At 48.2% G+C, this 12,055-nt stretch carries 13 protein-coding genes; 7 read left to right on the forward strand and 6 right to left on the reverse strand.

All coding sequences use genetic code 11. The annotated features are described in order from the left end of the window. Positions 1-15 precede the first annotated feature (15 nt). Together ACEN8J_RS23900 and ACEN8J_RS23905 are read left to right on the forward strand one after the other, a co-directional pair. Positions 16-606, forward strand: coding sequence for a GNAT family N-acetyltransferase (locus ACEN8J_RS23900; RefSeq protein WP_049817039.1), 591 nt, complete (start codon positions 16-18; stop codon positions 604-606). Positions 607-960: 354 nt separating this feature from the next. Then, positions 961-2,148: a cation:proton antiporter gene (locus ACEN8J_RS23905; protein WP_029518659.1), complete on the forward strand. Its 1,188-nt coding sequence runs from the start codon at positions 961-963 to the stop codon at positions 2,146-2,148. A gap of 159 nt (positions 2,149-2,307) precedes the next feature. Here the strand turns inward: ACEN8J_RS23905 and ACEN8J_RS23910 are convergent, their stop codons facing one another. After that, positions 2,308-2,943 (reverse strand): NAD(P)-dependent oxidoreductase, encoded by a 636-nt coding sequence (locus tag ACEN8J_RS23910; protein WP_029518658.1) that lies wholly within the window; start codon positions 2,941-2,943, stop codon positions 2,308-2,310. A gap of 260 nt (positions 2,944-3,203) precedes the next feature. Here ACEN8J_RS23910 and ACEN8J_RS23915 point away from each other — a divergent pair, with 260 nt between their 5' ends. The 4 genes from ACEN8J_RS23915 (at position 3,204) to ACEN8J_RS23930 (ending at position 8,364) form a co-directional block, all read left to right on the forward strand. Further along, positions 3,204-4,157, forward strand: coding sequence for an alpha/beta hydrolase (locus tag ACEN8J_RS23915; RefSeq protein WP_029518657.1), 954 nt, complete (start codon positions 3,204-3,206; stop codon positions 4,155-4,157). Positions 4,158-4,362: 205 nt separating this feature from the next. Further along, entirely contained in the window at positions 4,363-4,920 is a 558-nt protein-coding gene (locus ACEN8J_RS23920) for a glycerol-3-phosphate responsive antiterminator (protein WP_029518656.1), read from the forward strand. Positions 4,921-4,976: 56 nt separating this feature from the next. Beyond that, a complete protein-coding gene (gene glpK, locus ACEN8J_RS23925; protein WP_495594053.1) occupies positions 4,977-6,467 on the forward strand; it encodes a glycerol kinase GlpK in 1,491 nt (496 codons plus the stop codon). Positions 6,468-6,660: 193 nt separating this feature from the next. Further along, the gene (locus tag ACEN8J_RS23930) at positions 6,661-8,364 is read left to right on the forward strand and encodes a glycerol-3-phosphate dehydrogenase/oxidase (RefSeq protein ID WP_495594568.1); all 1,704 of its coding nucleotides are present in this window, start codon (positions 6,661-6,663) and stop codon (positions 8,362-8,364) included. 149 nt (positions 8,365-8,513) lie between these two features. Here the strand turns inward: ACEN8J_RS23930 and ACEN8J_RS23935 are convergent, their stop codons facing one another. Both ACEN8J_RS23935 and ACEN8J_RS23940 read right to left on the reverse strand, forming a co-directional pair. Beyond that, the gene (locus ACEN8J_RS23935; RefSeq protein ID WP_029518653.1) at positions 8,514-9,191 is read right to left on the reverse strand and encodes a CidB/LrgB family autolysis modulator; all 678 of its coding nucleotides are present in this window, start codon (positions 9,189-9,191) and stop codon (positions 8,514-8,516) included. Beyond that, a complete protein-coding gene (locus tag ACEN8J_RS23940) occupies positions 9,188-9,559 on the reverse strand; it encodes a CidA/LrgA family protein (RefSeq protein ID WP_029518652.1) in 372 nt (123 codons plus the stop codon). Before ACEN8J_RS23940 ends, ACEN8J_RS23935 begins: the two co-directional genes overlap by 4 nt. Before the next feature lie 131 nt (positions 9,560-9,690). On the opposite strand from ACEN8J_RS23940, the gene cidR reads away from it, so the two are divergent. Then, on the forward strand, positions 9,691-10,578 hold the full coding sequence (cidR, locus tag ACEN8J_RS23945; RefSeq protein WP_328801165.1) for a cidABC operon transcriptional activator CidR: 888 nt from the start codon (positions 9,691-9,693) through the stop codon (positions 10,576-10,578). Between the two features lie 83 nt (positions 10,579-10,661). On the opposite strand, the gene ACEN8J_RS23950 is transcribed toward cidR, so the two are convergent. The 3 genes from ACEN8J_RS23950 to ACEN8J_RS23960 all read right to left on the reverse strand — a co-directional run bounded on the left by ACEN8J_RS23950 (position 10,662) and on the right by ACEN8J_RS23960 (position 12,024). Further along, on the reverse strand, positions 10,662-10,835 hold the full coding sequence (locus ACEN8J_RS23950; protein ID WP_013312483.1) for an aspartyl-phosphate phosphatase Spo0E family protein: 174 nt from the start codon (positions 10,833-10,835) through the stop codon (positions 10,662-10,664). Between the two features lie 134 nt (positions 10,836-10,969). After that, positions 10,970-11,353 carry a GGDEF domain-containing protein gene (locus ACEN8J_RS23955; protein WP_495594055.1) on the reverse strand — a complete coding sequence of 128 codons (384 nt, stop codon included), beginning with the start codon at positions 11,351-11,353 and terminating at the stop codon, positions 10,970-10,972. Continuing rightward, positions 11,353-12,024 (reverse strand): LytS/YhcK type 5TM receptor domain-containing protein, encoded by a 672-nt coding sequence (locus ACEN8J_RS23960; protein WP_495594056.1) that lies wholly within the window; start codon positions 12,022-12,024, stop codon positions 11,353-11,355. Before ACEN8J_RS23960 ends, ACEN8J_RS23955 begins: the two co-directional genes overlap by 1 nt. Between the last annotated feature and the right edge of the window lie 31 nt (positions 12,025-12,055).

Here is a 12,055-nt window from a genome sequence, read left to right on the forward strand (position 1 = left end):
AGCATGGGAGAGATCATGATGACTCAACAAACTTCAGCCTCAGAGCCTGTGGCACGGTTACTTGAAGGATCTCGGGTGTACTTGCGTCCCGTTAACGTGGAGGACACCGAGCTATACTATAATACATTGTTCCATCAGGATGTGCGGAGGCTGACAGGCACACAACGCAGCTTTACCAAGGATCAAATTGCCCGTTATATTGAAGCTAAAGGACAGGATTCCTCAAGCCTGCTGCTCTTGATTGCGCTTCGCGAAGATGATCGTGTCATCGGAGATATAGCTCTGCAGGATATGGACAGCCTGAATCGCAGTGCCAACATCCGTATTGCGATCAATGAGCAGGGAAATCAGGGGAAGGGCTACGGCACCGGAGCGCTTGTGCTCATGCTGGGTTACGGATTCGGTATCTGTAACCTGCATCGGATTGAGCTGAATGTATTTGATTTTAATGAACGTGCCATTCGTTGCTATGAAAAAGTAGGCTTTCAGCGCGAAGGTGTACAACGGGATGCTTTATTCTACAATTATGAATACCATGATTCGATTCTGATGAGTATGCTGGACCACGAATACCGCGACCGCTACGTGAAAAAAGTAGAAAATTGATTCAGCACGTTTACACGGGTTAACAGAAGAGATATAATTAAAAGATAAAGTTGCTTGTTTGCGCCAGTATGACCGACAACATCAAATGAAGATATGAATTACCGGAGGAGCCTGTCACCAAGGCTCCTTTATGTCTTTTTAGGGGAACCTGTGCTGTATTTCGGGTTCCCCTTTTTATTTTGCGAGCTGTCCGTTAAGGTCAGACACATATTTTGCACGTTTGTTTTACATTTTATGATTAGGATTTGCAAAATTCGATTCCAGTCGCTCCGATCTATATCTTGTTCATTGGAAGTCGCTTATGGGATTTTTGCAAATAAGTTCAAGGATTAAACAAAAGGAGGTTATCAGCCTATGCAATTTATATTGTATCTTCTGCTGATTCTGTTGTTCACAAAAGTCGCGGGTCATGTGTCTGTCAGGCTCGGTCAACCAGCAGTGCTAGGAAAGCTGATCGCAGGAATTGTGCTGGGCCCAGCGGTATTAGGATGGGTTGAGAATGATTCGCTGATTCATGATATGTCTGAAATCGGCGTGCTGTTGCTGATGTTCATTGCTGGACTGGAGACGGATCTGGATCAACTTCGACGTAATTGGAAGCCTGCGGTAGCTGTGGCGGTTGGAGGTATTATTTTACCGCTAATTTGTGGTTTTGGTGTAGGGGAAGCCTTTGGATTCTCGGTGCATGAAGGCTGGTTTCTAGGGATCATTCTGAGTGCTACCTCGGTAAGTATTACCGTACAGGTGCTCAAGGATATGAACAAGCTGAATACCCGAGAGGGCTCGACCATTTTGGGTGCGGCGGTGCTGGACGATGTGCTTGTTGTGGTACTGCTAGCGGTAGTAATGAGTATATTCGGTATGGGTGGAGAGACTTCGCTGGGACTTCTTGTTGGCAAAAAGCTAGTTTTCTTCGTCGTAGCTATTCTGGGGGGCTGGTTCGTTGTTCCGTGGATTATGAAAATACTCGCTCCACTCAAGGTGACTGAAGCAGTCATCACGACTGCGTTGATTATTTGCTTTGGGTTTGCGTATTTTGCAGATATGTTGGGGATGGCGGGCATTATCGGGGCTTTTGCTGCCGGGATTGCCATTGCACAAACAAGCTTTAAGCACGTCGTAGAAGAAAAGGTGGAACCCATCGCTTATTCCATCTTTGTTCCTGTTTTTTTTGTCAGCATTGGATTAAATGTTTCCTTTGAGGGAGTAGGGCAGCAGCTCGGATTTGTTGTTGTTTTGACACTGATTGCGCTGGTGACGAAGTTAGTGGGAGGAGGCCTCGGCGCGCGGCTGACGGGCTTCAATAACCGTTCTTCTCTTGCGATTGGCTCCGGTATGATATCACGTGGCGAGGTCGCACTTATTATTGCAGCTACCGGTCTACAGTCGGGTCTGTTGGCACAGCAATATTTTACATCCGTGATCATTGCCGTCATTTTGACAACGTTGGCTGCACCTCCAATTCTCAAGCTGTGTTTTAGCGATAAGAGGGAGACTTCCGCTCACGATACAGAAAAGAAGGCCAGCATTGATAAGTTGTAATGAGAGTATCAACAGGTCATAACAAAAAGACCCTTCGGGTTCAGTTTCTCATAGTGTGCATGGAAAGTCCGATTTTAGAGTAGAGCGGACTTTCCATGCAGCATGAGAACATGGGCGAAGGGTCTTTTTTATGCTAAATGTGCTGCAAGAATAGAGAAATTAGGACTCGGACACCACTGTGAAGCGTTGGTTCAGATGTTGTGGTTTTTCGATTTCGTCCACTACGGCAACTGCATAATCTTCGTAACTGACATAGCTTGCACCTTTGGAATTAACCAACAGTGTGTCTTTTCCTACTTGGTAAGAGCCTGTACGTTTACCCAGTGCAAATTCCGCAGAAGGGCTAATAAAGGTCCAGTTCAGGTCGCTGGTACCACGCAAAATTTCCAGGTTTTTTCCTTGGTTGTTGGCTGTTGGATATACGAAATCAGGGAAGCCAGGAGCGTCTTTTACCAAAAGTGTTTGGGATTCATCAGTGAACAAGCTGCCTGCACCACCTACGACAATCAGGCGAGTACCGGATACATTACGCAGGGCTTCGATCAGTACGTTACCTGCATCGACATGCAGATGCTCTTGTCCGAGTGGAGCGGCAAATGCATTAACAACTACGTCAAAACCTTTCAGATCATCTGTTTTCAGATCAAAAACGTCTTTTTGTACCACAGTAGCACGACTTTCTGTTACTTTGGACGAGTCACGGACGATGGCGGTTACTTCATGCCCTCTGTCTAATGCTTCTTTTACGATATTATTTCCTGCTTTACCGGTTGCACCAATAACTGCAATTTTCATAATAGATAGCCTCCTATAAATATGATGTGGATGATTCATTCGTTTGATCGTAAGTGTACTCAGTGCATTTACGAACTTTAATATGTAACTATTATAGTTACAATATAAAATAAAAGTCAAGCTCTTCTGTTGGGCAAACTAAAGTCCTCCGATTGGAAAGAGAGGAACTCGTTTAAATATATAAGGTAAAACTGAATGAGCAAACTTAAGCCAAAATGGATATATGTAGACCACAGAAAAGAAAGGAAGAGTGAATCGATATGAGTAAAAAAGTACAGCTTGAACCCGCAGCACAGAAATTTGCAGACGATAATGCCAAGCCTCCGTTTCTATATGATTTGGGTCCTGAAAAAGGACGTGAAACGGTCAATGAGGTTCAATCCGGCCCAGCAGACAAACCTGCCGCAGATGTAGAAGATCTAACTATTCCAGGCGGGCCTGGCGGTGAGGTGAAGGTCAGAATTGTTCGCCCACAACAGGTGACAAGCGATCTCCCGGTCATTGTATATATTCACGGAGCAGGCTGGGTATTCGGTAATGCTCATACGCATGATCGCCTGATTCGTGAATTGGCAGTCGGCTCACAGGCAGCAGTTGTATTTCCAGAATACAGCTTGTCCCCTGAAGCTAAATATCCGACGGCGATTGAGGAAATTTACGCGGTCGTTCAATGGGTGGCACAGCACGGACGCGAGCATGGGCTGAAGCCCGATACGCTGACGGTAGCCGGAGACAGTGTGGGCGGTAATATGACGGCGGCCGTAACGCTGCTGGCCAAAGAACGTAGCGGCCCTACCATTCGCCAGCAGTTGCTGTTCTATCCAGTGACGGATGCTTCCTTTGACACAGAATCATATCATGAGTTCGCCACAGGATATTTCCTGAGCCGCGAAGGAATGCAATGGTTTTGGGATCAATATACGACGGATCCCAACGAACGAGCGCAGATCACGGCGTCCCCATTACGTGCCACCACAGAACAGCTCGAAGGGCTACCACGTGCGCTGGTCATTACAGGTGAGGCCGATGTGCTGCGCGATGAAGGCGAGGCCTATGCGGACAAGCTACGTGAAGCGGGGGTGGATGTGACCGCTGCACGCTTTCAGGGCATCATCCACGACTTTGTGATGCTGAACCCATTGTCTGAAACCGCGGCCAAGCGCGGTGCGATCATGCTCGCTACCTCATGGCTGCGCCAAGGGTTTGAGGGCTAGTACACTATAGAGCATTTTAAGGGTGTCGTCGTGTGATTTGATCCAGTTCTTTGAATGATTAGGCTGTCTTCTTCCTGCTGACATCTATTGCAGGGAAGGCAGCCTTTATACATATCTGCAATGAAACCGCTTCACGTTCGTCGAACAGAGTGATAATATAAAATTTGAACGAGTTTGACCGACATTCAGCCTAAGGGGGATATCCATGCCATTTCAGGGACAACGCATTTTACCTGCAGCTAAGCATATGAAGCAGCTGGAGGGTATTTTGGACAGTTCTTATGAGTATGCGGTTTTTCTGGATACGCATGTAGCGCAGCTGCGTAGCCTGTACCAGATGGCTAGAAGTCGCAGCAAGCAAATGCTCCTGCATGCCGATCTGGTGCAAGGCTTGAAGAATGACGAGTATGCGGCTGAATATTTGTGTCAGGAAATTAAGCCATTTGGGATTATTTCGACCCGGTCCGGGGTGATCGCAACTGCTAAAAAGAAAGGAATTCTTGCTGTACAGCGGGTGTTCCTGCTCGATACGATTGCACTGGAAAAAAGCTACGCGCTGGTAGAAAAAACGCGTCCGGATTATATTGAGGTGCTGCCCGGTGTTGTTCCACCGATGATTAAGGAGGTCAGCGAACGCACTGGCATTCCTATTTTGGCAGGCGGACTTATTCGCACCCCTGAGGATGTGGAAGCAGCGTTGGCCGCGGGAGCTACAGCAGTTACGACCTCCAATAAACAGCTGTTCGAACACTATAAGCAATAGCTTTTATTTGTATCAAGTGGGTAACCATACATAATAAGCAAGGAGGCTGGGAAACGATGGAGCAATACATTCTTGCCTTAGATCAGGGCACAACCAGTTCGCGGGCCATCTTGTTTGATCGGCAGGGAACAGTGGTATACAAGGCACAACGGGAGTTCCCACAGTATTTTCCCCAGCCCGGGTGGGTAGAGCAAAACGCCAATGAAATATGGAGCTCTATTTTGGCCGTCATCGCCTCCTGCTTGTCAGAATCAGGTGTGAAAGCCAGCCAAATTGCCGGGATTGGTATTACGAATCAACGGGAAACCGTAGTAGTGTGGGATAAACATACGGGTCTGCCTGTATATCATGCACTGGTATGGCAGTCACGGCAAACAGCCGGGATCTGCGAGGAATTGAAAAGCCGTGGATTTGATCATATTTTTCATAGCAAAACGGGACTACTCATTGATCCCTACTTTTCTGGCACCAAGGTCAAATGGATACTCGACAACGTCGAAGGGGCACGAGCTCAAGCGGAGCGTGGGGATTTGCTGTTTGGTACGATTGATACCTGGCTAATCTGGAGATTGTCTGGTGGTAAAGCACATGTAACAGACTACTCCAATGCGGCCCGCACACTCATGTACAACATTTATGAGCTAAAATGGGATGAGGAGCTGCTGGATATTCTCGGCGTTCCTGCGTCTATGCTACCAGAGGTGAAATCATCTTCTGAGATATATGCGCATACGGTGGATTATCACTTTTTCGGACAGGAAATCCCTATTGCCGGAGCGGCAGGCGATCAACAAGCAGCTCTGTTCGGTCAGGGATGCTTTGACAAAGGTATGATTAAAAATACATACGGTACGGGATGCTTTATGCTGATGAATACCGGAGATGAACCCTGTGACTCGGAACATGGACTGATTACGACCATTGCATGGGGGCTGAATGGTCAGGTGAAGTATGCGCTGGAGGGCAGCATTTTTGTAGCCGGATCTGCTATTCAGTGGCTGCGTGATGGGTTGCGTATGTTCCGCGAAGCCAAAGATAGTGAAGCGTATGCGGCGCGTGTGACCTCCACAGAAGGGGTATATTTTGTCCCGGCCTTTGTGGGTCTGGGCAGCCCGTATTGGGATAGTGACGTGCGCGGTGCGACATTTGGTTTGACGCGGGGAACGACCAAGGAGCACTTTATACGAGCGGTACTGGAATCGCTGGCCTACCAGACTAAAGATGTCCTAACTGCCATGGCGAGCGATTCGGGTGTACCTGTGCGTTCATTGCGTGTAGATGGAGGTGCAGTGATGAACGAGTTCCTGATGCAGTTCCAGAGCGATATTCTCGATCTGCCAGTAGAACGACCTGCTGTGAACGAGACAACTGCACTCGGTGCGGCGTATTTAGCAGGACTGGCAGTTGGGTTCTGGAGCAGTTTGGATGAGGTCCGGGGGTATGCGCAAAGTGATCATACCTTTACTCCGTCCATGAGTGAAGACGTGCGGGCTGATCTTTATGGTGGCTGGAAAAAGGCAGTTCATGCCGCAATGGCGTTCAAGTAGCAGGCAGATTTCCCTTTTCATAGCGTATCGTGTGTGCTACGATATAGATAAGTTAATACTCGTCAGGAGACTTGGAGAGACCATGAACCGCTCGGCATCCGCCGCAGCGATGTTCGTGGTCTTTTTTTGTACCTTATGATGAGTCGGTTGGCAGATTGCATCGTGAATATATACAAAGCTGGAGGGATACATGATGGGAGAACAGGGATTTGCTGCGCAGGAGAGAACCGCTGTCTTGGAACGTATGGGACATGAGCATTTTGATATATTAATCATTGGCGGCGGCATTACAGGGGCGGGTATTGCGCTGGATGCGGCGGATCGTGGTTTGAAGACAGCATTGGTGGAGATGCAGGATTTTGCAGCAGGTACGTCCAGCCGCTCGACCAAGCTAGTGCATGGGGGTCTTCGTTATTTGAAGCAGTTGGAAGTTAAGATGGTAGCTGAGGTGGGGAAGGAGCGGGCAATTGTATTCGAAAATGGTCCACATGTGACCATACCGGAGCGTATGTTGCTTCCTTTTCACAAGGGCGGCACGTTTAACGCATTTACCACCTCTATCGGGCTGCTGGTATATGATTTCCTTGCTGGTGTTAAGCGTAGTGAGCGCCGTCGTATGCTGGACATCCAGGCTACACTAGAGCGCGAGCCTTTGCTGAAGCGTGATGGACTGAAGGGAAGCGGCAGCTATGTGGAGTATCGTACAGATGACGCTCGCCTGACGATTGAGGTCATGAAGGAAGCTGTTACACGAGGGGCGCTGGCGGTGAACTATGCCAAGGCTGACAAGCTGCTGTATGACAAAGGACGAATAAGCGGTGCAAGCGTAACGGACCGGGTAACGGGAAAACCATACGAAATTCGAGCTTCGCTGGTTATTAATGCAGCTGGACCATGGGTAGACACGCTGCGGGAAATGGATCGCTCCAAGGAGGGTAAGGTGCTACGCCTGACGAAAGGTATTCACCTAGTGTTCGATGCTGAGCGCTTTCCGCTCAAACAGGCAGTGTACTTCGATACACCGGATGGACGCATGGTATTTGCCATCCCGCGTGATGGAAAAACTTATGCAGGTACGACTGACACGGTGTATGAGGGGGATACGGCGCATCCCCGGATGACCGTCGAAGATCGGGCGTATGTGCTTCAAGCGATCAACGGAATGTTCCCGGATGTGAAGCTGACTGTTACGGATGTAGAATCCAGTTGGGCAGGGGTACGGCCGCTCATTTATGAAGACGGTAAAAGCCCTTCAGAAATTTCACGTAAGGACGAAATTTGGGAATCCCGTTCAGGTCTGATCACGATTGCAGGCGGCAAGCTGACGGGCTACCGGAAAATGTCCGAACTCGTCGTGGATCGTGCGGTACGGGAGCTGGGGCGCTTGCATGGGCAGAGCTTCCGGGCATGCCGCACCAGACACATCCCGATTTCGGGTGGCAGCGTAGGCGGCTCGGCGGGCTGGGACGCGTACGTAGGTAAGCAAACCGCAGCAGGTGTTGCACTCGGCCTGTCGCCTGAAACGGCTAGAGCATGGGCAATCCGCTATGGCTCCAACACAGAGCGGCTGTTTGCGATAGCGGCACGCAGCATGAAGGAGACTACCGAGAAGGAAGCGGCACTGCCTGTGGAAGTGCGTGTCCCGCTCCTGTATGCGATGGAACAGGAAATGACGGTGACACCGTCTGATTTTTTCATACGGCGAACGGGAGCACTTTTCTTCCAGATTGACGAGGTGAAGCGCTGGAAACAGCCCGCCATCGCATGGATGTCTGAACATGCAGGCTGGAGCGCCGCGCAAGAACGACAATATACGGCTGAGCTGGATGCTTACCTGTATGAAGCTGTAACGCCTTTAGAGGTACAGGTGAAACAAGGTGACGTTAAAGCCATCTAATAGGAACGAGGATGCGTATCCTTTACCGCTCCGCTTCTCTACCATCGTTTCGTTCTCACCGCTGCTTTATGCGGAAAAGGGGCCTACAAAACAAAAGCAGCGATTCTCTATTTTTAAGAGAATCGCTGCTTTTGTTGTATGCAGATTGTTTACAGCATCAAGTGGAACAGGAACGGGGCGGCTGCCAAGGTAAAGAGAGCGGCGAGCACCATCGAGATGCTGGATATCGTCCCCGTCAGCAAACTGAACTCGAATGCTTTGGAAGTGCCCGTACCATGAGCACCGGTACCGAGCAGTACCCCACGGGAGACTTCATTTTCGATACGGAACAGTTTTACAATCACTGGACCGATAATAAGACCGCTCAATCCGGTCAGAATAACGAATACAGCTGTGACCGTCGGATTGCCGCCAATCGTTTGCGATACATTCATCGCAATGGGTGTCGTAATGGAGCGAGGAATCAGGCTGCTCAGCAGCGAAGAATTCAGGTGCATCCACTTGGCAAGTGCCATGGAGGACAACACGGCTACAACAGATCCAGACAGCACGCTAAGCACGATTTGGGTTGCGTGTTTTTTTAACACTGGGAAATATCGGTATAAAGGGACAGCAAATGCAATCGTAGCTGGTTGTAGCAGCATGGACAGCAAGTGAGCGCCCGAATTATAAGAACGGTAATTCACACCCGTCAGCGTCAAAATCAAAATGATAACAACAGGTGTAATGAGCAATGGAGACAAATACACCTTGGGCAGTGTGCGGTACATGCGTTTGGCCATCCAGTAAATAGCGAGTGTCAATACAATACATAGAAGACCGATCATGATGATTTATGCTCCTTTCGTTTACCAAGCAGACTGGCGACCATACCTGTGCAGGCCATCACCAGAAAGGTGCCGAGCAACACGACCAGCATAATGCTCATACCATCGTGTTCCAGCATCGGCCAATAATTCATGACGCCGACAGCGGAGGGAATAAAGAATAATAGCAGCTCGGCCAGCAACCAGTTTGCGCCAACTTCAATCCAGCTTAGCCGGACCAAGCCGGTTTGCAGCAGAATAAAAAGGATTAGCATACCAATGATACTACCGGGTATAGGCAGGTGGAGCCAGGAGACTACCGCGTTCAGGATGAGCGAAAAGGCCATCAGGACGGCGATCTGGAGGACACCGCGTATGAAGCTTTTCATATATAATGACTCCTATCTTTGTGATCGGTTATTTTCAAACTGTAATGAAATTTTACATCACAAGCTTTCATGAGTAAAATGCATATAAAGAATATAATCTATTCCGTTTATCTATGGGAGAAGGTGTAGCTTTGGATATCCGACATTTACAATATTTTTTGGAAGTCGCGCGGTTGCGTAGCTTTACAAAGGCAGCCCAGAGCATGTTTATTACCCAGCCGACGATCAGTAAGACGATTAAAAGTCTAGAAGATGAACTGGGGGTCGCTTTGTTCGACCGAATTGGCAAAAGAATCGAACTGACAGACGCGGGCAAGGTCATTGAGCTCCAAGCACAAGCGATTGTAAAGTCCTTTCAGAGTCTGTCCTCGGAGCTGAGTGATTTGATGAACCTGAAAAAGGGACATATCCGTATTGGCCTGCCCCCTATGGTCGGATCGAGCTTTTTTCCGCGTGTCATTGGAGAATTCCATAAGGCATATCCTGATGTGACCATTCAATTATTTGAGGACGGGGCGAAGAAAGTGGAACGGGACGTAGAAGCCGGGGCATTGGATATCGGGGTGATCGTGCTGCCCGCAGTTGGAGATATGTTTGAGACATTTCTGTTTGTGGAGGAAAAGCTGAATTTGCTCGTTCATCCTACGCATGCATTGGCAGAGTGCAAGGAGGTACCGTTATCTGCGTTGGCGGAGGAGGCGTTTGTACTGTTCCGTGAGGATTTTACGCTGCATGACCGTATCATTGCGGAATGTGTTCGTGCCGGCTTTCAGCCGCGTGTAGTGTACGAAAGCTCACAATGGGATCTGATTAGCGAAATGGTTGCTGCAAACCTGGGAGTAGCTCTGTTGCCGGAGGCCATTTGCCGAGATCTGGATTCTGAGCGCTTGCGTGTTCTTCCATTGGTAGACCCCGTCATTCCTTGGCATTTGGGGATGATTTGGCGGAACGATCGCTACCTGTCCTTTGCCGCCAGAGAATGGATATCGTTCACACAGCAATTGTTGCGGACGGAATAGGGCGGGAAGTAGTCAGTCCGCGAGAAGGTGAGTACGATGCAGAATAAAAAAGCTGCCCTGAGGGGCAGCGATGTAGCTTGCTTCTATGAGTGTGTTTGGTTTATTGCACGCTTGGTGTGAAGGTACTTGTCCATAATACGGTCAAGTCTGGAGGATTTGTCCAATACACGTTCATCTTTTAATCCGTGTAAGTCAGCCATGCGATTCAGTTCACGGCGTTCTTTTTCCATGAGTTTTTCCAATTGTTCGAGGTTCACAAAGCCCACCCCCCATGTCGATTGTAAGGCATGTCTCCACTAGCGGCAGAAGTTTTTTTGATAACGATGTTATTTCCATTTTACCACTTTTTATTAACAATAATCCAGCTTTCCTGACATTTAGCGACTAATATCTATGGTTTTGCCAGTTCTACCCGATTGCGTCCTGATCGTTTAGCTTCATACAATGCCTCGTCTGCTTTTTCCAATAAACGCCTCGATGCAATAACAGGAGAGCTGCCTGCCCCGATGGATACGGTTAAGGAGAGTATGGTTCCGTCATTCAAGAGAAAACATTCATTTTCCACAGCTTTTCGAATCTTCTCGGCAAAGTTTGCCGCCTTTTCGGTATCACAGTCTCCGAGTAGAATTGCGAATTCCTCTCCGCCCTTACGGGAGGGATATGCTCTTGTTGTAGATTCCCGATTTAACAAAATTCCCAGTTGGCTTAAGACTGCGTCTCCGTTCAAATGGCCGTACGTATCATTGATTTTTTTAAAGTGGTCAATATCTAGCATCACAAGTCCAAAGGGTTTTTTTGTAGTCTTGGAAGCATGAAGTACCTCTTCGAACTGTATAGCCCGGTTAAATGATCGCGGTTCGCAGCCTCTTCCAGCAGGTGAATAGCCCGTTCTGTTTTTTTGATATGGGACATCATAAAATAAGTGAACAAGCCGCCAAGAATCTTCACGGTTGTGATCATTATTATAGATTCTAAGTTGGGTGGATCATCCACAAAAAAAGCAGATAACAGCGACACAACAACAGCCCCAAGCACGGCTGACATCCATTTGCCGAGGGCTAGCTTTTTTTCTCGAATAAAGATAAGTGAAAGGACTAGTGTCATGAAGCAATTAACCGTAACAGTCAGAGTAATATCCGTCCATCCCCCTGTGATGTAAATACGATACAGGATGACGATCAGGGTGGTCAGCAGACCGGATACCGATCCTCCTATATAAACAGATATGATAATCGCCAATTGGCGGAGATCAACCACAAAGTGCCCACGGATCCATAAACCGGTCATCATTAACAGAATGCTAAACACGCCCAGCATTAAACCGTTTAATATCTGATGAATGAGTGCATGATTTGTCAGGTAACGTTCATATTTCCGGGAAAATAAATTTCCGAAGAATAAGAAGCTCGTTAATAACGCAAAATTGTTAATTAATTCTTTTAACATATCCCTATCCTTTATGCTGTAATGAGAGTTG

This window comes from Paenibacillus sp. Paensp38 (genome assembly GCF_059491915.1).